This is a genomic window from Massilia sp. CCM 8734 (genome assembly GCF_011682155.1).
GTDB lineage: Bacteria > Pseudomonadota > Gammaproteobacteria > Burkholderiales > Burkholderiaceae_D > Telluria_A > Telluria_A rubra.
Map to the genome: position 1 here is coordinate 39,415 of NZ_WHJI01000043.1, position 20,258 is coordinate 59,672.

Consider the following 20,258-nt stretch of genomic DNA (forward strand, 5'->3'; position numbering starts at 1 on the left):
CAAGCACAAGACAAGGAGCAAGCCGATGAAACGATCCGTGGCGGGCATGTTGATGCTCATGGCGCTGGGACTGGCCTATGCGAGGGATAAGCCGATCAGTGGCGTGAGCGAGAAGGTGTCGGTCGCTTCGCGCGGCGGCAAGGTGCTGGTGACCTTGACGGTGAGCAACAAGACCAGTCAGCCGATCTATCTGTGGAAGGTGACGTACCAGAGCCGGCAGCTGTTCGGGCCGGATTTCGACATCAGCGTGGCGGGCAGTGCGGCGCCGGTCAATTACATCGGCCCGGTGGTCAAGCGGGCGCCGCCGCAGCCCGACGATTATTTGAAGGTCGAGCCGAACGGCGTGCACCGCAATACCATCGATGTCACGCGCGCGTATGATTTTCAGCCGGGCAAGCAGCGCTACCGGCTCAGTCATACGGGAAGTTACGTGCTTGATCTGCAGCAGCTGGATAATCCCGAGACGATGAAACCGGCCTCGACGGTGTTCACGCATACGCAGGTGGCCCAGCCGGCGGAGCAATAGCCCACTCGCGTAGCGATAAAAAACAGCCTGGCCGCGCGCGCGCGGCCAGGCTGTTTTTCATTGCCCGCTCGCTTACGGCAGCGAAGGGGTGTTCTCGCCGAAATACTCGTGCGAGTCGGCGTTGTCGACGGCCTTGGTCGGATTGCTGGTCGCCAGGCTGGCCGCGGCCGACTGGCCATACGCCCAGTCATCGGTCGCCGCCACCACGTTGAAGTGGCTCAGTTCGTGCACCAGGGTGCCGCCCTTTGAATCCGTGCCCGAGGTCGGCGCCGACCAGAAGGCGTTGCAGACGTAGATCTTGTACGGCTGGGTCGGGTACACATACGCGTAGTAGGATTCCTTGCAGCTGCAATCGACCACGATCGGCTTGCTGTCGAGCGCGTTCTTGATTTTGTTAAAGTGCGTCTTGACCGTCGCGTAGCGCGTCGACGTGTAGGCGCCGAACCATTTCTTGTAGCGCGTGCCTTGCAGGTTGCTGTTCAAGTAAGTCAGGCCGCCGTTGGTCATCGTTTTCGCGGCCGCCAGCCCCGCGTTGATCGAGCTCTGTTGCGACGAGCTGCAGCTGGCGAACGAGATGCCGGCCGGTCCCGCAGCCTGCTGGCGCGCCGCCAGTTCGAGCGGATCGGCCACGATGGTGCCGCGCTCGAGACGCCCGTCGATCCAGAGCGACACCGGCGCCGATGCGATCTCGCCGATCTCGCGCTGGCCCTGCTGCGCGGTCAGGCTGTTCTCGTCGTCGCCCGTCGAGTTGAACAGGTTGAGCGAGGCCGCGTGGTAACGGATCGCGTAGTCGCCGGTCACGCTCATGTCGTACATGGACGACAGTTCCACCTTGGCGGTGTGCGAGGCGCCTGGCTTGAGCAGGTAGTAATCCTTGGCGGTCGGGGCGGGGCGCTTGTAATGGCGGCCCTGGTACGGTACGTCCATGCCGTCGCGGGTGACGTCGAACAGATGGTCTTCCACACCGGCAAACGGCGTATGCCATTTCAGCACGTATTGCGGCTTGGACGAGGTGTTGGTGATGGTCACGCGCACGACCACGTCATCCTCCTTGCCGAGCGAGGATTTTTCGGGACTCAGGCTGACAGTCACCCCGTTCGACCCCGCCTGGGCTGCCAGGCAGGCTGCTGCTGCAACGATACCGACGCTTGCTTTTACCAAGTGATTCCAGTTCATACAGTTCTCCGTGAGTGATGTGCTTGTTCTGAGTGCCGGGCCAAAGGCGGCCTCAACAACCCATCCTTACATGCCCAATCGACACAGGACAGTCATAATCATCGGTAATTGTGTCATTCGGGCGAATTCTGAACGTATCACTGTTGTGCTTAAAAGAATGTGCTTTCACGCAATTTCTTCAATGAAATCAGGTTTGTCGGGAGAAAAAATTTCTATTGATAATTAACAAAAACGTTAAATGTTGACCTTGGCGTGCCGCGCCCGAAGCAAGCGTGTATTCTGGCGCCGGGGGCTCGACGGGGCCGTTGCGCTAATTGAACGAAGGGGAATCGATGAGCAACAAGAATGTCCGCCCGCACGGCGGCGACATCATCACGCCGCGCATCTCGCTTGCCTTGGGTAAGCGTACTGTCGCCGCGTTGGCGCTGGCATGCGCGTGGCCGGCGGCCCAGGCCGGGGCGCCGCGCGGCGCCATCGACTCGGCCCAGGCCCAGGCCGAGACCATCTACCGCAACGGCTACATCTATACCGTCGACGCCGCCGACAGCGTGCACCAGGCGCTGGCCGTGCGCGGCGGGCGCATCGTCTATGTGGGCGACAACGCCGGCGCGGTCGCGCTCAAGGGCAAGCAGACCCGCGTCATCGACCTGCAAGGGCGCATGCTGATGCCCGGCCTGATCGACGCCCACATGCACCCGCTGTCGGGCGGCAAGCGCCTCCTGCATTGCAACCTGAACTACGAAGCGCTGACCGTGCCGCAATTCCAGGCGCGCATCCAGGCCTGCGCCGACAAGGACCGCAGCGCCAAAGGCGGCAAGAGCGGCAAGAAATGGCTGCAAGTGGTTAACTGGTTCCAGCAAAGCATGCTGCCGGCCGGCGTGGAAACCACCCGCGCCACGCTCGACGCCATCAAGACCGAGCGCCCGATCGCGGTGCGCTCCTCGTTCGGTCACTCCTACCTGGTCAGTACGCGCGGGCTGCAAGCGGCCGGCATTGCGCGCGCCACACCGGACCCGGACACCGGCAAGATCGTGCGCGACGCCGCCGGCGAGCCGACCGGCTTACTGGAAGACGCCGCGATGGAGCTGGTCAGCAAAGTGCTGCCCAAACCCACCCCGGCCGAGACCGTCACCGCCGCCAGCTTCGCCATGCAGGCGCTGGGCCGCCAGGGCGTGACCAGTTTTCTCGACGCCAGCAGCGACGAAGAAATTTTCACGGCGTTTGCCGCCATCGCGCGCCAGGGCAAGCTGAGCGCGCGCGCCCATTTCGCCGCCGAGGTAGCGACCGAAGACGGCCTTGACCCGGCCCGCGCGGTGGCGTCCGTGCTGAAGATGGCCAAGCGCTACCATCAGGAGAGCGACGGCGTCACCCCGGTCATGCGCGTGCGCCACGCCAAGATCTACATGGATGGCGTGATCGCCGCGCCGGCCTTTACCGGCACCATGGTGGCGCCGTACTTTGTGGACCGCGGCACGCCGGGGCATCCGCACTGGGTGCCGGGCGACAGCAAGGGGCCGCCGACCTACTTCAAGCCGGAGGCGCTCAAGGCCATCCTGATCGGACTGGCCAAGGCCGGCATTGATGCCCATGTGCACGTCGATGGCGACGGCGCGGTGCGCGAAACGCTCGACGCCGTCGAAGCCCTGCGCGCCGCGCCCGGCGGCAAGGAGGCGCGCCCGGCGCTGGCGCATGCCGAAATCGTCGACCCGGCCGACTTTGGCCGCTTTGCCGCGCTCGATGCCAGCGCGGTGCTCTCTTTCCAGTGGGGCAAACCGGCGCCGGACACGGTGGCGGGCCTGAAGGATTACCTGGGACCGCAGCGCTACGCGATCCTGGAACCGCAGTCGCTGCTGCTCGACGCCGGCGCGCGCGTGGTGTTCGGCAGCGACTGGCCGGTCGATGCGCTCGACGAATGGTTTGCGCTCAAGGTCGGCGTGACCCGCACCAACGCGCCATCGGCCGGCCCCGAGTTCGCGGGCAGGCTGGGACCGGCGCCGGGCATGCCGCGCGCCGCCGTGTTGCGGGCGGTGACGATGAATGCCGCGTATACCTTGCGCCAGGAAGGGCAGGTCGGTTCGCTGGAAGTGGGCAAGCTGGCCGATCTGATCGTGCTGGACCGCAATTTCTTCCAGATACCGGATGAGGAAATCGCCGACATCAAGGTGCTGCAGACGGTCGTCGGCGGCAAGGTTGTCCATCAGGCTCCCGCTTTTCCGTAGGGCGGCTGTCGATGGCGAGCCAAGTGAGCACGATCCATGTCAACACCCCGGTGGTCTTTCCCGATGAGGACAGCGGTGTCCCGGCCGGATGGCGCTATCTCGACAAAGCCAAATTGTTAAACGATCATCAAACGAGGGATTTCTACGCGTCATCGCCGCAATTTTTGGACGGCGCGTGGAAAAGGCTGGAGGCGCGCCTTTGCGCCGGTCTGAATTCAAGCGGCTGATCGTTGCGCTGATGGCGGGTGACGAATTTTTTGGGGTCTGGAAAATGAAGACCAGGCGACCGTTCAGTCAACAACAGCAACGTGCCCCGGGCGCCTCTTCCCGATCTGCGAGAACAGCTCCAGCTACCTTTTTACCGTGCTAAGATGGCTTGGCCTCTTAATGGGAGATCCCATGAACCCCCTGAAACACATTCAAGCTGTCAGTTTTCTTGCGACTAACACCAGCGATGTGATCAAGCAGGTGCAAGCCACGCGGGAACCGTTCATGATCACGGTTGACGGAAAAATCCAGGTCGTTGTTCAGGATATTTTGAGCTACCAACGAACGCGCGACCAGATAGCGCTCCTGAAGATGCTCGCGCTCGGCCAGAAGGCGATTGAAGACGGTAATGTGACTGACCACGAAGACTTCTTTGCTGAGTTGGAAGCAGAAGATGAAGAAGTCGGCAGCGAAGATTAAGTGGACCGAGCCTGCAAAAGACGATATGGTCAGAATTCGTCTTTACCTGAAACAAAACGTGTCCGCTGAGTTTGCCAGGAAGGTCACTCAAGAAATTAAGATCGCGGTCGATTCGCTGAGAAACTTGCCGGGTAAAGGCACGTTCGTGCCCGAGTTGGACGACCTGAACATGCCCGACTTTCGCCAGATGTTTGCGGGGCAGAACAGGATCATTTTTGAGCGGACTAAGGATATTTTCTATATCCATCTTGTCTGTCACACAAGTATGAATCTTGAGTCGCTATTAATGCAACGCCATTTGAAGTAAACGGAAGAGTTTGCTTCGCCGGTGTCAGCCGGGCGACTATGCAAAACGGCCGCACCAAGCGGCCGTCCAGTCAATAACATATCAGGCAGCTTGCCTGTCCGGCACTGCAGGCGTCGTTCAGCCCACCACGTAACGCTTCGATGGCCCGCCCGGCGCGGCTTGGCCGCTCTTGCCGTACACCCCTGCTTCGCCACCGCTGGTCGGGGTGCGCATGGCGTTGATCAGCCCCTTGGTGTGCGACAGTTGCTTGGTGATCAGCATGCCGTTGATTCGGTTCAATTCCTTGGCTTCGCGCGTCTTGTCCAGCAATGCTTGCCAGCCGGATAATGCATCGGCCGCGCCGTTGCCGTCCACCCATGCCTGCATGCCGCTTTCGTCCGCCGCAAAGCCGGCCGCCGCCAGTTGCGCGTGGCGTTGTTGCGCCAGCGTCGTCATCGCGAGCACCGCCTGCGCCTTGCGCGGCGTGAGCTGGTCGAGGCCGGCCGTGTCCGCACTGACCAGCAGTTGCTGTTCCTGCGTCATCAATTCCAGCACGGAAGTGATCAAGGCAAGTTCTTGCGGCAGGGTGGTGCTCGGGGTCGCGGTTGACATGGTCTGGTATCGCCGGAAAACCGGCGCGGTTAGCGTTTTCGGGAATGCAGCAAGTCGCGCACGGTGTCGAGCAAGCCATCCGCGACCTTCTCGGAATTGACCTGGAACTGGCCATCGGCGATCGCCAGCTTGATACGCTCGACTTTTTTGGTGTCGAACACGCCATTGCTGCTGCTGACCGCACTGGCCATGGCCTGGCCCTGCGAGGACAGCTTGACGCTGTCGGTGCTGGCCGGGGCCGCGCTGGCCGCTTTTTCGGTGCTTTTGGCGTTCGCTGCGGGCGTACTCGGCGCCGGCAGGCCGGGGTTACTTTTGAGGTTGTCGTTAATTTTCACAGCATCATCCTTCATTGGGCGGAGCGGTAAAAACTCCAGGGTCTGCGTAAGTAACGGCGCATGCGGCGTAAACTTTAGCGCATTCCCGCGCGAGTTTGAACAGTTGGCTAAAAGACCACCTCCACCAATCCGCCAACCCTGGCCACCCCGCTGAGGATGGCGCCGGCCGGCGTTCTCACCTGGACCACCTGGCCATCGCTGGCGTTGCCGATCGCACGCGCTTCGGCCGATACCCGGAACCCGTTGCCGCTCGAGACCACCCGGACCAGTTGTCCCTGCTGCACCACCGGTTTGCCGCGCAGCGCATCGAGGCGCAGCGGCGTGCCGGAAGCGAGCGACACCGTGCTGGTGCGACCGACCGCTTGCGCCAGGTCGGTCACGATCCCGTTCGGCATCGTCCCAATGTCACCCTTAAGCAACACTAATTGCGATTGTTCAATTGTCTGGCCCTGGACCAGGGGCACGGCGGTGGCCACGTAATCGGTCACCACGCTCACCTGTGCCTGAATATACACCGTCCACGCGACCGGCGCGGTACAGCGCACGCCGACCGTGGTTTTTCCCGAGGTGCGCGCGCCGGGCTGCTGGAAGGCTTGCGGGGCCGGGCAGGAGGCCAGGCTCATGCGCTGGTTGACGGGGCCGGCGGTGACGGTCACTTCGCCCGCCAGGGCCGCGTTCTGGGCGCGCAGATAGTCTTCCGCCACGCGCTTGAGCACGGCCGGGTCTTGCAAGGCGGGCGCCGGCGCGGCGGCCGGCTGCGCGAAGCAACATTGCGAGGCAAGCAAGAGGGCAGTGAAGAAAATGATTTTCATAGTGATTGCTTTCAGGAATGAGAGCATCATAGACTTCACGCGACCTTGCCGAACTTCCGAATAGCCGTGTTTTGGCGCTCCTTATCGTTCGATTGGGCAAGCAACAGGGTCCGTATGATTCATCCTGTCATCACCAGTACATTGCCGCCAACCCGGAGGCAGTCGACAGATGCGGAGCACGACATGATTGGCAAACTCGACGATTACATGCGCTTTAACGAGACGGCCCTGAGCCTGCGCTCGCAACGCCAGGAATTGCTGGCGTCGAACATCGCGAATGCGGATACGCCTAACTACAAGGCGCGCGATATTGATTTCGCCAGCGCCCTGCAAGGCGTGCTGGCCAAGGGCACGCCGCCGGCCGGCGTGCTCAAGCAAACCGCCCCGGCCCATATGGCGACCGGCGCCGCCAAGGGCGACGTGCTGGCCAACGGCACCCCGGTGCAGTACCGTACCCCGGCCCAGGGCGCGGTCGACGGCAACACGGTCGACATGGATGTCGAGCGCAATCAGTTTGCCGACAACGCCCTGCGCTACGAAGCGGCGGTCACCTTCATCAATATGCAAATCCGCGGGATGACCTCGGCCATCCAGGGAGGCCAGTAATCATGTCGCTCTTTAATATCTTTAACGTGTCCGGCTCGGCCATGAGCGCCCAGGCCCAGCGCCTCAACGCCACCGCCAGCAACCTGGCCAATGCCGACAGCGCCACCAGCGCCAGCGGCGAGGCCTACCGCGCCAAGCAGGTAGTGTTCGAGGCGATCCCGACCAACGGCGCCGGCACCGCCGTCAGGGTGCGCGAAGTGATCGAAGATCCTTCCCCGCTCAAGCAGGTGTACGACCCGAAACATCCGATGGCCGACGAGAAGGGCTATGTGGCCATGCCGAACGTAAACGTGGTCGACGAGATGGTCAACATGCTGTCGGCCTCGCGTTCCTACCAGACCAATGTCGAAACCATGAACGCGGCCAAGTCGCTGTTGATGAAAACCTTGACCATCGGTCAATAACCTGAGTAATAGACTGAGAAACCGCCATGGCAACCGTCAATTCCAATGCACCCGTGATGTCGCAAGACTTGCTCAACGCCGTCAATCCGAAGAAGCCGAAAGCGGTTGAAGGCAGCGTCGAGGCGGACACCGACAAGTTCATGACCCTGCTGGTCACCCAGCTCAAGAACCAGGACCCGATGAATCCGCTGGACAATGCGCAGATCACCAGCCAGCTGGCGCAGCTGTCGACGGTGACCGGCGTCAACAAGCTGAACACGACCATGGAATCGCTCAAGTCGAGCTACCAGAATTCGGAAGGCTTGCAGGCCGCTAACCTGATCGGGCATGGCGTGCTGGTGAACGGCAACGGCGTGACCCTGGCCGGCGGCAAGGGCATCATGGGCGTGAACCTGGAAACCCCGGCCGACAAGGTGCAGCTGATCATCACCGATCCGACAACCGGCAAGGATGTCCAGACCATCGACCTCGGCCAGCGAGCGGCCGGCACCGTGCCGGTGGCCTGGGATGGCGTGGTCGACCCGACCAAACTCGACGCGGCCGGCAAGCCGATCGCGCTCAAGGATGGCAATTACCTGATTCGTGTCGTCGCCGAGCGCGGCGGCGAAGCCATCAAGGACGCCAAGGCCCTGTCGTTCGACACGGTCGCCAGCGTCACCACCAGCGCCAAGGATGGCGTCAAGCTCAATCTGCCCTCGCGGGGCGTCGTGACCATGAGCGACGTCAAGCAAATTTTGTAAACAAGCCGCTACTACTTATACTTTTTCAGGAGAAACACCATGTCGTTTCAACAAGGACTTAGCGGCTTGAATGGCGCAGCCAAATCGCTCGACGTTATCGGCAACAACATCGCCAACGCCAGCACCGTCGGTTTCAAGGGTTCGCAGGCGCAGTTCGCGGACATGTACGCCAATTCGCTCAACGGCGCCGGCGGCAACCAGGCCGGGATCGGGGTGAAAGTCTCGCAGATCGCCCAGCAGTTCACCCAAGGCAATATCGAAAGCTCGAACAACCCGCTCGACATCGCCATCAACGGCGCCGGCTTCTTCCGCACCGATGTCAACGGCGACGTGCAATATTCACGGAATGGCCAGTTCTCGCTCGACAAGAACGGTTTCGTGATCAACGCCCAAGGCGCCAAGCTGACCGGCTACGGCGTCAGCGAGACCGGCAACATCCTCACTGGCTCGGCGGTACCGCTGAAGATCGACAACAAGGACATGGATCCGCTCGAAACGAGCCGTGTCGATCTCAAGCTCAACCTCGATTCGCGCAGCCCGCTGCCGACCAAGGTGCCGTTCAGCGCGACCGATCCGGAAACCTACAACAAGCAGACCTCGATCGACGTGTTCGACAGCCTCGGCAATTCGCACGTGATGTCCACCTACTACGTCAAGACCGGTCCCGGCGCGTGGGACGTGTACGTCGGTTCGGACGGGGTGGAAATGACCAACCAGGCGGTGGCCGCCGCAGCCCAGACCGATACCGCCGCGACCACCGCGCGCACGGCCTTCCAGACCGCCTCCACCGCCGTGCCGCCGGGTGACCTGGTCGCCGCCGCCGCCGCCTACGCCACCGCCGCCGGCGCCGCCGTCGCCGCCGCCGCCGGCACCGCTGGCGCCACCGCCGCCCAGCAGACCGCTATTACCACCGCCGCCGCCAGCGCCGGCGGCACGCCCGGCATCACGCCGGGCGAGATCGACAAGCTGATCGCCGCCGCCGTCAAGGTGCCGGCGGTGCGCGCCGGCCACCTCAATTTCGACACCAACGGCATACTGAACGCCGCCGCGATGGCGCCGCAGACCTTGCCGCTGCAAATCGAATTGCCGGTGTTTCCGCTGACCGGCGCCAAGCCGACCATCGAATTCGACCTGCATTTCGCCGGCACGACCCAGTATGGCGACGCCACGGAAGAAAAGAAATCGAGCCAGGACGGCTATACGGCGGGCAATTTGCAGCGTTTTTCGGCCGGTCCCGACGGCACCATCCTGGGACAGTACAGCAATGGTGAATCGCGTCCGCTGGGGCAGGTGGTGCTGGCCAATTTTGCCAATCCGAACGGGCTGCAACCGCTGGGGAACAATGCGTGGGCGCAGACGCCGACCTCGGGCAACCCGCTGATCGGTACGCCCAATTCTGGCAGTTTCGGCAATTTGCAGGCCTCGGCGGTGGAGAGTTCGAACGTCGACCTGACGGCGGAACTGGTCAATATGATCACGGCGCAGCGGGTCTACCAAGCCAATGCGCAAACCATCAAGACGCAGGATTCGGTGTTGCAGACCCTGGTCAACCTGCGTTAATCCGCGTCGTTGCAAAAAAGCCGTTTCTGCCCGATGCAGAAACGGCGGCGGGGGTGGACGCACTAAAGGAAAATCATGGATAGACTCATCTACACAGCCGGCAGCGGCGCCAAGCACATCCTGGAGCAGCAGGCGACCACCTCGCACAACCTGGCCAATGTCACCACCACCGGTTTCCGGGCCCAGATCGACGCCTTCCGCGCGGTGCCGATCGTCGGCGAGAACCTGCCGCTGGCCACCCGCGCTTTCGTGGTCAACACCACGACCAGCACCGATTTTACGTCCGGCCCCCTGCAATTGACCGGACGCGACCTCGACGTGGCCCTCAAGGGCAAGGGCTTCCTCGCCGTGCAGATGCCCGACGGCAGCGAAGCCTACACCCGCAACGGCGCCCTGCAAATGAATGAAAACGGTTTGCTCACCAACACCGCCGGCTTCGCCATCCAGGGCGACGGCGGCTCCATCACCGTGCCACCGGAAGTGTCGGTGTCGATCGGCGGCGACGGCACCATCTCGACCATCGCCACCACCACCAAGCCGGGCGCGCCGACCATTCTCGGGCGCCTGAAACTGGTCAACCCGCCCGAGCAGGACCTGGTGCGCGGCGACGATGGCCTGTTCCGCCTGAAAAGCGGCGTGGCGGCCGAACCCGACCCGCAAGTGGCAGTCGCCGGCGGGGCGCTGGAAGGCTCCAACGTGAGCCCGGTCGACGCCATGGTGACCATGATTTCGCTGGCCCGTTCCTTCGAACTGCAAATGAGCCTGCTGAAGAATGCCGAGAACAACGCGGCGAAAGCCACCCAGATCCTCGCTTTGGGTTAACACCGCGGAGCGCATAATCTCTTCATTGATCGGTGCGTGGCGATGTTCGCCGGCCGCCGTTACTGGAGAAGACCATGATTCGTTCCCTTTTTATCGCCAAGACCGGCCTCGAAGCGCAGCAGACCAACCTGGACGTCATCACCAATAACCTGGCCAACGTCAGCACCAATGGCTTCAAGCGCAGCCGCGCTGTGTTCGAAGACTTGCTGTACCAAAATGTCCGCCAGCCGGGCGGCCAATCCTCGCAACAAACCCAACTGCCTTCGGGCCAGCAGATCGGCACCGGCACGCGCGTGGTCTCGACCGAACGCATCCACACCCAAGGCAATCCCCAGCAGACCGGCAACTCGAAAGACGTGATGGTCAACGGCGCCGGTTTCTTCTCGGTGCTCATGCCCGACGGTACCGCCGCCTACACCCGCGACGGCTCGTTCCAGTCCGATTCGAATGGCCAGCTGGTCACCTCGTCCGGCTTCGTGGTCCAGCCGGCCATCACCGTGCCGGCGAATGCCTTGTCGCTGACCGTGGGCCGCGACGGCACCGTCTCGGTGACCCTGCCCGGCAGCGGGGCGCCATCCCAGATCGGCAGCCTGCAACTGACCACGTTCGTGAACCCGGCCGGGCTGGAGTCGAAAGGCGAAAACCTGTACGTGGAAACCGGCGCCTCGGGCGCGGCCAACACCAACACGCCGGGCACCAACGGTTCCGGCGTGCTGCTGCAAGGCTACGTGGAAACCTCGAACGTGAACGTGGTCGAGGAAATGGTGAACATGATCCAGACCCAGCGCGCCTACGAGATCAACAGCAAGGCGATCACCACGTCCGACCAGATGCTGCAAAAGCTGTCGCAGCTGTAAGCCCAGGAGCTAGCCCATGAAAACCTTTCTCATCGTTTCCCTGCTGGCGCTGGGCGGCTGCGCCGCCACCCCGAGCTCGATCGTGCAGCGTCCGACCAGCGCCCGTCCGCTCATGGCCGAGCAGAGCGCGCCCGCCAACGGCGCCATCTACCAGAGTTCGCAGTACCGTCCGCTGTTCGAAGACCGGCGCGCGCGCCACATCGGCGACATGCTGACCATTAACATCACCGAGCGCACCTCGGCCGTGAAAGCCGGCGCCAGTTCGGGCAACAAGTCCGGCTCGGCCAGCTTCGCCGCACCGGGCGTGATCAAGGGCGTGTTCGGGGCCGCCGTCGGGGTCGAGGGCGCCAACAAGTTTTCCGATTCGGATAACCAGAGCGCGAGCAATACCTTTACCGGCACCATCGGCGTGACCGTCACCGAAGTGCTGCCGAACGGTAACCTGATCGTGGCCGGCGAGAAGCAGGTGGCGATGAACAAGGGCGTCGAGTTCATCCGCTTCTCGGGCATGGTCAGTCCGGACAATATTGGCGCCGGCAATACGGTGTCGTCGACCCAGGTGGCCGATGCGCGGGTCGAGTACCGCACCAACAGCCAGATCGACCGCGCCGAAATGACGGCGATGGTGTCCCGTTTCTTCCAGTCCCTGCTGCCATTCTGATCGGAATCTTCATGCGTGCATTCCTGAAAACCGCCGCCTTTGCCTTGTCGCTGACCCTGCTGCCGCAGGCGGTCCAGGCCGAGCGCCTGAAGGACCTGACGACGATTGCCGGCGTGCGCCAGAATCAGCTGAGCGGCTACGGCATCGTGGTCGGCCTCGATGGCAGCGGCGACCAGACCACCCAGACCCCGTTCACGGTGCAGTCGATCGTCTCGATGCTGCAGGCAAAAGGGGTGAACATGCCGCCCGGTACCAGCCTGCAGCTCAAGAACGTGGCCGCAGTGATGGTTACGGCCTCGCTGCCGGCCTTCGCCCAGCCGGGCCAGACCATCGATATCACGGTCTCGTCCATCGGTAACGCCAAGAGCTTGCGCGGCGGCACCCTGATCATGACGCCGCTGCAGGGCGCCGATAACCAGGTGTACGCCATGGCCCAGGGTAATGTGCTGGTCGGCGGGGTCGGCGCGCAAGCGGGCGGCGCGCAGGTGCAGGTCAATCACCTGGCGGTGGGCAAGATTTCGGCCGGCGCCACGGTGGAGCGCGCCGTCGCCTCGAACCTGGGCGAGAATAACCAGATCCGCCTGGAACTGAACACCACCGACTTTTCCACCGTGGCGCGGGTGGTCGAGGCGATCAACAACCATTTTGGTCCGGACATCGCCACCGCGCTGGACGGGCGCGTGATCCGCGTGCGTTCGCCGTCTTCGAGTGACCAGCGGGTGGCCTTCATCGGCGTGCTGGAAGGGCTGGAAGTCAATCCGTCCAAGCTGGCCGCCAAGGTCATCATGAATGCGCGCACCGGCTCGGTGGTGATGAACCAGACCGTCACCCTGGACACTTGCGCCATTTCGCACGGCAACCTGTCGGTGACGATCAGTTCCGATCCGCAGGTCAGCCAGCCGGGGCCGTTCTCGGGCGGCCAGACCGTGGTGACCCAGAACACCCAGGTCGAAGTGAAAAAAGATCCGGGCAAGGTGGTCCTGGTCAAGGGCGGCGCGTCGCTGGCCGAAGTGGTCAAGGCGATGAATGCGATTGGCGCCTCGCCGCAAGACTTGCTCTCGATCCTGCAGGCGCTGAAAGCGGCCGGATCGCTGCGCGCCGAACTCGAAATCATTTGAGGATGCCATCATGATTGGCCCATCGAACGACCTGAGCAGCAAATTCGCCCTCGACACCAATGCCTTGGGCGGGCTCAAGCAGTCGGCCAAGGCCGGCTCTCCGGAAGCGCTGAAAACCGCGTCGACCCAGTTCGAGGCCATGTTCATCAACATGATGATGAAAAGCATGCGCGACGCCACGCCGCAGGGCGAAGGCATGCTCGACAGCCAGCAAACCAAGACCTTCACCACCATGCTGGACCAGCAGATGAGCCAGAACCTGGCCAAGCGCGGAGTCGGCCTGGCCGACGTGCTGATCCGCCAGTTGAGCACCACGGCCGCCAATGCGCAGGCGCTGGCGATCAATGGCGACCCGATCGCCCAGCCGGCCCAGCCGTTTACCATTGCCAACGACCAGCCCGCCAAGCGGATCGCCATGCCGCCCGGGCGCGATGCCGGCGAAATGATCAAGTCGCCGGGCGCGCTGCTCACGCCGACCACGACCACGACCACGACAGGCACCAGCGGCGCCCCGGCCACCCCCGGCGTGAGCGCGAGCGGGCGGCCGCAGTCGCCGCATGTGCGCGCGTTCCAGGAAAAGCTGGGCGCGCACGCCGACGAAGCGGCGCGCGCGACCGGGATTCCGGCCAAGTTCATGCTCGGCCAGGCCGCGCTCGAGTCGGGCTGGGGCCGGCGCGAGATCCGCAATGCCGACGGCGCCACCAGCCACAACCTGTTCGGCATCAAGGCCGGCCCTGGCTGGACTGGCAAGGTTGCCACGGCGGTCACAACCGAATACGTCAACGGCAAGCCGCAGACCCGGGTCGAGAAATTCCGCGCCTATGATTCGTATGCCGACAGCTTCAAGGATTACGCGAAACTGATCACCAACAACCCGCGCTACGAAAAAGTGCTGGCCAACGCCCAGGATGCGGCCGGTTTCGCCCAGGGCTTGCAGAAAGCCGGCTATGCCACCGATCCGCTGTACGCGGCCAAGCTGACCAAGATTATCCAGCGCAACCTGGCCTAAGACTTGGCGCGGCGCTCAAGTTTTTTGATAACTTGCCGTAGACAGAGATATTCAAGGAAAGAAACCACATCATGTCTGGAAATCTCCTCAACATCGGCAAGACCGGCCTGTTCGCCGCGCAAGTGGGCTTGTCCACGACCGGCCACAACATCGCCAACGCCAACGTGGCCGGTTACAGCCGCCAGACGATCATCCAGTCGAGCGGTATTGCGCAGAATTACGGCTACGGTTTTGTGGGCAGCGGCACCGAAGTCGAGCAGATCAAGCGCTATTCGGACAGCTTCCTGAACGGCCAGGTGCGTTCCGCCCAGACCCAGGTCAGCTCGCTCGACGCCTTTTACTCCCAGATCAGCCAGGTCGACAACTTGCTGTCGGACAGCACGTCCGGGCTGTCGCCCGCCTTGCAGGATTTTTTCAAGGGCGTGCAGGACATGGCCTCGAACCCGTCCTCGGCCGCCTCGCGCCAGGCGGTGCTGTCGAATGGCGAGTCGCTGGTGGCGCGTTTCCAGGGCATCAATGACCGCCTGAGCGAGATCCGCCAGGGCGTGAACAGCGAAATCACGGCCAAGGTGGGGGTGATTAATTCCTACGCCCAGCAAATCGGCCAGCTCAACGACAAGATTTCCCAGTTGACCACCGGCTCCGGCGCCGAGCCGAACGACCTGATGGATGCGCGCGACCAGCTCATCGCCGACCTGAACAAGGAAGTCAAAACCACGGTTACGCGCGGCAACAATAACAGCCTGACAGTGGCGATCGGCAGCGGCCAGCCGCTGGTGGTGGGCAACAAGGCCTTCGAACTGGCGGCCACCACCTCGCCGACCGACCTGAGCCGGGTGCAGGTCGGCCTGGTGACTGCCGGCAAGGTTACCGTGCTGCCCGACAGCACCTTTACCGGCGGCGAGCTGGGCGGCCTGATGGACTTTCGTTCCGGCACCCTCGACCGTACCCAGAATTCGCTGGGCCGCGTGGCGATCAGCCTGGCCCAGACCTTCAACGAGCAGCACCGCCTCGGCATCGATGCGGCCGGCAATCCGGGTGGCGATTTCTTCACGGTCGGCGCGCCCGTGGTCGGCCGCAACATCAATAATGCGGTCGGCAGCACCACCGACGTCAAGGCGGCCATTGTCGACCCGGCCGCGCTGACCCAGAGCGACTACAGCGTCAGCTACGACGGCAGCAATTACACGGTCACGCGCCTGTCGGACAAGAAACCGTTCCAGATCACCCCGTTTCCGCAGACCGGCCCGCAGACCATCGATGGCGTGGCGTTTACCGTCACCGGCAGCGCGAGCGCCGGCGACAGTTTTTTGGTGCGCCCGACCATCAACGGCGCCTCCGATTTTTCGATGAAGGTCAACGAGCGCAACTCGATTGCGGCGGCGGCGCCGATCAGCACCAGTTTGCCGCTCAGTAACAAGGGCACGGTGACCATCAGCGAAGGTAATGTCGACGCCTCGTACCTGACGCCGGGCAATGCCTTGACGGCGCCGGTCAACCTGACCGTGGGCGGGACGCCGGCCGGCCTGTCCGGTTTCCCGGCGGGCCAGGCGGTGACCGTCACCACCAACGGCGTGCCGACCACGTATCCAGCCGGCACCCCCTCGATTCCCTTTACCGCCGGCGCCAACTACAACTTCGGCGGCGTGAACCTGAAATTTGCCGGCACGCCAGTCGCGGGCGACACCTTCACGGTCGCGCCCAACAGCAACGGCACGGCCGACAACCGCAATGCGCGTCTCCTGGGCAACCTGCAGACCAAGCCGATCCTCGATGGCGGGAAGGCGACCTACCAGTCGGCCTACGCCGAGCTGGTCAGCTTTGTCGGCAACAAGACGCGCGAAGTGCAGGTAAACAGCCAGGCCGGCGACACCCTGCTCAAGCAGGTGACGGCGGCGCAGCAGGATGTCTCTGGCGTGAACCTGGATGAAGAAGCGACCAACCTGCTCAAGTACCAGCAAGCCTACCAGGCGGCCGGTAAAGTGATGCAGATGGCCAGTACGCTGTTCGACACGATCCTGTCGATCGGTCGTTAATTTACATTAGTCGGTTCGATAAGTCGGGGAAACCAGCATGCGTATCAGCACCAACACCATCTACGCCAACGGCACCGGCCAGCTCGGCAGCTTGCAGAGCCAGTTGGCCAAGACCCAGATGCAGCTGTCGACCAACCGCCGCCTCGTGACGGCCGCCGACGACCCGGTGGCGGCCGCGCGCGCGCTTGAACTGGCGCAATCGCAATCGGTCAACGAGCAGTTCAAGGTCAACCGCATGAACGCCAACAGCTCGCTGGGGCAGGTCGAAGGCGCGCTGACCAGTGCCACCACCCTGATGCAGGAAATCCAGCGCTTGTCGGTGTACGCCGGCAATGGCTCGCTGACCCCGCCCGACCGCGAAGCGATCGCGATCGACCTCGAATCGCGCATGCAGGACTTGCTGGCGGTGGCCAATACCGAGGATGGCGTGGGCGGCTATCTGTTCGCCGGGCATCGCGCCAATACCCAGCCGTTCACCCAGACCGCCGGCGGCGCCCAGTACAACGGTGACCAGGGCCAGCGCATGTTGCAGGTCGGCTCCTCGCGCACGATGCCGGTCAGCGAGACCGGCAACGCCATCTTTGAACGGAATATGACCGGTAACGGCGACTTCCAGACCCGCGCCGCGCCTGGCAACACCGGATCGGGCCTGATTTCGCCGGGCACGGTGACCGACAAGTCGGCGCTGACCGGCCATAATTACAGCGTGACGTTCGCGGTGAGCGCGACCACGCCGCCGGTGACGACCTACATGGTGACGGACACCACCACCAGCGAATCGATTCCGCGCCCACCGGCCGTGGCCACGCCGCAGCCGTACAAGACCGGGCGGCAGATTGCGTTCGACGGCATGGCGATGGACGTCAAGGGCGAGCCGGGCAACGGCGACAGCTTCACCACCGAACCGAGCGTGAACCAGTCGGTGTTCAAGACGGTGACCGACCTGGTGGCGGCGCTGCGCCAGCCGGTCATCGGGGCGGGCGGCAAGGCCCAGCTGGCCAATAGTCTGAGCGTGGCCAATGCCAACCTGACGTCGTCGCTCGATAACATCTTGTCGGTGCGCGCTTCGTTCGGCTCGCGCATGCAGGAACTCGATTATCTGGACAGTGCCGGGTCGGACCGCGATATCCAGTACCAGACCGCGATATCGAACTTGGTGGACCTGGACATGGTCAAGGCGCTGTCGCAGTTCGCGCAGCAGCAGACCACGCTTGAAGCGGCGCAGAAGTCGTTCAAGGCCTTGTCGGGCTTATCGCTGTTTAACTACATCGGGTAAGGGCAGGCGGGATGGGCCGGTGCGCCCGGCGCCCGTCTGGCATGACTATTTTCCTCGCCAGCGCTTTACTCAATAGCCACGTCGATTGTTTTCTCCAGCAAGACTCTCAATTCTTCCACATATTCCGACCCCCACTGCTGCGACATCCCGGCATCAAAATTGGTGATGGTGTAAGAATCCGACTTGTCAAAATGAGAAAAGACAGATCGGAAAATGCAAGAAATTATCCAAACCAGTAGCTTATAGTTTTCCTTCGGTGCTGCTCGCTTTTCGAGTACAAGATCCATGTCCTCGCATAGCGATAGAAACAGTTTCCGATCGAAACGTTTCAGTTCAAATAGCTGATAGCAAAACGTATTTTCCATCTCATCATCACAATTGTCGGCCAACCGTTGCCATGCATCGCGGCAACGTGCATCCTGGTCCTGTGCGTTCTTTGATGCAGTCAACACGGCTGTTTTCTTGCTGTTTGCCGGATCGATGATGTGATCAGATGCGCATCGGGCAAGGCGATCGAAATATCCTTCCGCTTCCAATCGGTCCACCGCCGCCTGCATATCGCGCAGCGTAATGTTCCTCAGTAAAATCAATCCCGATTCAGCGACGAAGCAAGTTCCTGATTTACACGCTTCATCCAGATCTTGTACAAGTCGTACCGGATCGTAGAAAAGCACAGGGTAAACCACATCATTATCAGTCCGGACCTTAACATGGCTGAGATAACCCCTGGATTCGGCTTCGAACTCAGCCCGTTCATCGAAATCAAACTCAAAAATCAACGTCGCCATGTCATTTCATTCTGCACAAAGTTTTAGGGAGGTCCAACCTTGGGAACGGTTCATTGCATACACCTTCAAGCCGTGTGCAGGCTAGTTGACAGGAACGGAGCAGATGAACAGTCAAAGCAAATCAGATTTTTCACAAAGTTTCCACAACTCGCAGGATAGGGAGGCGCATAGTCCGTGCGAGGCAAGTCAACCTTCGTCAATCCATGCCTGCAAACCTGCCGTTACCAGTTTGGCCGTTACCAACTGAAGAGTATTTCCTTCCACTTCGCTTGTACCGGCCCCAAGCACGTCATTATATGCGAGTGCATAATCTATTTTTGTCGAAAAAGAAATGACCTCGGCCAGGTTACGGTCCGACATATGCTCATATAAAATAAAATACAACCGCGCTAAATTCACTATCCGAAATTCCTTCCGGGTACGCCCTATTGATCAAATGCACTGTTTTCATCAAGTGCTCGGGAGTATGTCTCTTTTTTATTCCCATTCAAAGGGCAGGTGAGCCGGCCTCAGACGGTCAACTTGAACCAGAATGGACTCATCTCCCACATTGATGTTAAAAGATCCATCAGCGCGCTCGTCGACCTCGGCAGCCCAACATGACACCGTGCGCCCACCGACGACAATGTCGATCCGCGATACCGTATTCTGCCCGTCACTTTCTGTCACCGTTACCGTTGCCACTCCGACCGGAAGTTCGCTTAACTCTCGCGTGCGATAAATACTGCCGGCCTCAAAACTGCAGGGAGTATCAATTACCTCCCTGACGGTCAGGTACAAACCGATATATCCACCCGTATTTCCATCGTCGAGCTGAGAAAGCATGCGATAGACTGAACCATTCTGGAGATGAATATCAATGCCTGTACATTGGAGAAAAGGGACACTCGGATGCTCCCAGAGTATGGGGCCTTCTCCCAGGGAACTGTCCGAAAGCGCCATTTCAGTGGCCATCCATCGGATGATCGATTGGTCATTGAGCGCGGTAACGTGGACGGGCTTCATGATCGTCTCCATGTCGTTGTAAAGAAGGGTAAGACGCAGCATTTGTGGAGTGTTTCTTCCGGAGGGCGTAAAGAAATTGGTCAAAAGAACCGGCAATTAAATACATATTCTCGTAAATTGCTTGCGCTGGCCGTGGCCCGCCATAATCTTCAAGATATTCCTCCTCACTTAGCGCCTCATGCCGCAGATCCCAGTAAAATATTCTACCCTCATCTCCATCACTGACTCCTAAACAGATTTGGCCAGCGCCGCCATCATCGGCAATCGGAATGACACTTTCTGGCATCCGCCCCCGAAAGAACCCCACGCGCGTAGCCAGGCTGTATGCTCCTTCACCATTTGCGCCATAAAATGCATCCAGCAAAGCGAAGCCATCACCCGTCACGTGTGCAGGAAGTTGCTCGACAGAACTGAAAACTACATAAGGCTTCTCGTCCGATTCACCCTTGAATAACGATGCGCCATACGTGGCCAGGAAAACGCGGTAGTCATCAGGAAGACGAATATTCAGCATTTTCTCCAGTTCGGTGATGTTAAATTCAGGCATTGGCAAAAATTCATCTCCGCAAGCAGGTTTGATTCCCCCGAGCCTGGCGATAATATGATGCTTGATATTCATAGTTCACTTTCAATCTGCTCTGGGGTGTGTATGGTCACATGCCGGCTTACAAATCTTGAATCGGGTATTAATGGTGATCAGTTCGACGCGCCAACGCAGCGCAT

The 20,258-nt window shown here is 61.4% G+C and carries 24 protein-coding genes; 16 read left to right on the forward strand and 8 right to left on the reverse strand.

Going from position 1 to position 20,258, the window contains the following annotated elements; translation table 11 throughout:
• Positions 1-25 precede the first annotated feature (25 nt).
• Complete coding sequence (locus F2P46_RS29100) at positions 26-526, forward strand: hypothetical protein (RefSeq protein ID WP_166896836.1); 501 nt, start codon at positions 26-28, stop codon at positions 524-526.
• 72 nt (positions 527-598) lie between these two features.
• Here F2P46_RS29100 and F2P46_RS29105 read toward each other — a convergent pair whose 3' ends face one another.
• On the reverse strand, positions 599-1,702 hold the full coding sequence (locus F2P46_RS29105; protein ID WP_166896837.1) for a M35 family metallo-endopeptidase: 1,104 nt from the start codon (positions 1,700-1,702) through the stop codon (positions 599-601).
• Between the two features lie 332 nt (positions 1,703-2,034).
• Between F2P46_RS29105 and F2P46_RS29110 the strand changes: the two genes are divergently transcribed.
• The 4 genes from F2P46_RS29110 to F2P46_RS29125 all read left to right on the forward strand — a co-directional run bounded on the left by F2P46_RS29110 (position 2,035) and on the right by F2P46_RS29125 (position 4,915).
• Positions 2,035-3,921: an amidohydrolase gene (locus F2P46_RS29110; protein ID WP_166896838.1), complete on the forward strand. Its 1,887-nt coding sequence runs from the start codon at positions 2,035-2,037 to the stop codon at positions 3,919-3,921.
• A 23-nt stretch (positions 3,922-3,944) separates the two neighbouring features.
• Positions 3,945-4,148, forward strand: coding sequence for a hypothetical protein (locus tag F2P46_RS29115; RefSeq protein WP_166896839.1), 204 nt, complete (start codon positions 3,945-3,947; stop codon positions 4,146-4,148).
• Between the two features lie 172 nt (positions 4,149-4,320).
• Positions 4,321-4,608 carry a type II toxin-antitoxin system Phd/YefM family antitoxin gene (locus F2P46_RS29120; RefSeq protein WP_166896840.1) on the forward strand — a complete coding sequence of 96 codons (288 nt, stop codon included), beginning with the start codon at positions 4,321-4,323 and terminating at the stop codon, positions 4,606-4,608.
• On the forward strand, positions 4,583-4,915 hold the full coding sequence (locus F2P46_RS29125; protein WP_166896841.1) for a type II toxin-antitoxin system RelE/ParE family toxin: 333 nt from the start codon (positions 4,583-4,585) through the stop codon (positions 4,913-4,915). Before F2P46_RS29120 ends, F2P46_RS29125 begins: the two co-directional genes overlap by 26 nt.
• A 117-nt stretch (positions 4,916-5,032) precedes the next feature.
• On the opposite strand, the gene F2P46_RS29130 is transcribed toward F2P46_RS29125, so the two are convergent.
• The 3 genes from F2P46_RS29130 to flgA form a co-directional block, all read right to left on the reverse strand.
• Positions 5,033-5,506, reverse strand: a complete 474-nt coding sequence (locus tag F2P46_RS29130; RefSeq protein WP_166896843.1) for a flagellar protein FlgN — start codon at positions 5,504-5,506, stop codon at positions 5,033-5,035.
• Positions 5,507-5,535: 29 nt separating this feature from the next.
• Complete coding sequence (gene flgM / locus F2P46_RS29135) at positions 5,536-5,841, reverse strand: flagellar biosynthesis anti-sigma factor FlgM (protein ID WP_166896845.1); 306 nt, start codon at positions 5,839-5,841, stop codon at positions 5,536-5,538.
• Between the two features lie 107 nt (positions 5,842-5,948).
• Complete coding sequence (gene flgA / locus F2P46_RS29140; protein ID WP_166896847.1) at positions 5,949-6,653, reverse strand: flagellar basal body P-ring formation chaperone FlgA; 705 nt, start codon at positions 6,651-6,653, stop codon at positions 5,949-5,951.
• Positions 6,654-6,836: 183 nt separating this feature from the next.
• Here flgA and flgB point away from each other — a divergent pair, with 183 nt between their 5' ends.
• The 11 genes from flgB (at position 6,837) to flgL (ending at position 17,742) form a co-directional block, all read left to right on the forward strand.
• Positions 6,837-7,259 (forward strand): flagellar basal body rod protein FlgB, encoded by a 423-nt coding sequence (flgB, locus tag F2P46_RS29145; protein WP_166896849.1) that lies wholly within the window; start codon positions 6,837-6,839, stop codon positions 7,257-7,259.
• A gap of 2 nt (positions 7,260-7,261) precedes the next feature.
• The gene (flgC, locus tag F2P46_RS29150) at positions 7,262-7,663 is read left to right on the forward strand and encodes a flagellar basal body rod protein FlgC (RefSeq protein ID WP_166896851.1); all 402 of its coding nucleotides are present in this window, start codon (positions 7,262-7,264) and stop codon (positions 7,661-7,663) included.
• A 26-nt stretch (positions 7,664-7,689) separates the two neighbouring features.
• Positions 7,690-8,403, forward strand: coding sequence for a flagellar hook assembly protein FlgD (locus F2P46_RS29155; RefSeq protein WP_166896853.1), 714 nt, complete (start codon positions 7,690-7,692; stop codon positions 8,401-8,403).
• Between the two features lie 39 nt (positions 8,404-8,442).
• On the forward strand, positions 8,443-9,963 hold the full coding sequence (locus tag F2P46_RS29160; protein WP_166896855.1) for a flagellar hook protein FlgE: 1,521 nt from the start codon (positions 8,443-8,445) through the stop codon (positions 9,961-9,963).
• A gap of 75 nt (positions 9,964-10,038) precedes the next feature.
• A complete protein-coding gene (locus F2P46_RS29165; RefSeq protein WP_166896857.1) occupies positions 10,039-10,785 on the forward strand; it encodes a flagellar basal body rod protein FlgF in 747 nt (248 codons plus the stop codon).
• 74 nt (positions 10,786-10,859) lie between these two features.
• Positions 10,860-11,642 carry a flagellar basal-body rod protein FlgG gene (gene flgG / locus F2P46_RS29170; RefSeq protein ID WP_166896859.1) on the forward strand — a complete coding sequence of 261 codons (783 nt, stop codon included), beginning with the start codon at positions 10,860-10,862 and terminating at the stop codon, positions 11,640-11,642.
• 16 nt (positions 11,643-11,658) lie between these two features.
• Positions 11,659-12,303: a flagellar basal body L-ring protein FlgH gene (locus tag F2P46_RS29175; protein WP_166896861.1), complete on the forward strand. Its 645-nt coding sequence runs from the start codon at positions 11,659-11,661 to the stop codon at positions 12,301-12,303.
• Between the two features lie 11 nt (positions 12,304-12,314).
• Positions 12,315-13,421, forward strand: coding sequence for a flagellar basal body P-ring protein FlgI (locus tag F2P46_RS29180; RefSeq protein ID WP_166896863.1), 1,107 nt, complete (start codon positions 12,315-12,317; stop codon positions 13,419-13,421).
• Between the two features lie 10 nt (positions 13,422-13,431).
• Positions 13,432-14,430, forward strand: a complete 999-nt coding sequence (gene flgJ / locus F2P46_RS29185; protein WP_166896865.1) for a flagellar assembly peptidoglycan hydrolase FlgJ — start codon at positions 13,432-13,434, stop codon at positions 14,428-14,430.
• A gap of 71 nt (positions 14,431-14,501) precedes the next feature.
• A complete protein-coding gene (gene flgK / locus F2P46_RS29190) occupies positions 14,502-16,466 on the forward strand; it encodes a flagellar hook-associated protein FlgK (RefSeq protein ID WP_166896867.1) in 1,965 nt (654 codons plus the stop codon).
• 37 nt (positions 16,467-16,503) lie between these two features.
• Positions 16,504-17,742: a flagellar hook-associated protein FlgL gene (gene flgL / locus F2P46_RS29195; RefSeq protein WP_166896869.1), complete on the forward strand. Its 1,239-nt coding sequence runs from the start codon at positions 16,504-16,506 to the stop codon at positions 17,740-17,742.
• Between the two features lie 65 nt (positions 17,743-17,807).
• On the opposite strand, the gene F2P46_RS29200 is transcribed toward flgL, so the two are convergent.
• The 4 genes from F2P46_RS29200 to F2P46_RS29215 form a co-directional block, all read right to left on the reverse strand.
• The gene (locus F2P46_RS29200) at positions 17,808-18,530 is read right to left on the reverse strand and encodes a hypothetical protein (RefSeq protein WP_166896871.1); all 723 of its coding nucleotides are present in this window, start codon (positions 18,528-18,530) and stop codon (positions 17,808-17,810) included.
• A 186-nt stretch (positions 18,531-18,716) separates the two neighbouring features.
• The gene (locus F2P46_RS29205) at positions 18,717-18,929 is read right to left on the reverse strand and encodes a hypothetical protein (RefSeq protein WP_166896873.1); all 213 of its coding nucleotides are present in this window, start codon (positions 18,927-18,929) and stop codon (positions 18,717-18,719) included.
• Positions 18,930-19,007: 78 nt separating this feature from the next.
• Entirely contained in the window at positions 19,008-19,535 is a 528-nt protein-coding gene (locus F2P46_RS29210; RefSeq protein ID WP_166896875.1) for a hypothetical protein, read from the reverse strand.
• On the reverse strand, positions 19,504-20,154 hold the full coding sequence (locus tag F2P46_RS29215) for an SMI1/KNR4 family protein (RefSeq protein ID WP_166896877.1): 651 nt from the start codon (positions 20,152-20,154) through the stop codon (positions 19,504-19,506). Before F2P46_RS29215 ends, F2P46_RS29210 begins: the two co-directional genes overlap by 32 nt.
• Positions 20,155-20,258 lie beyond the last annotated feature (104 nt).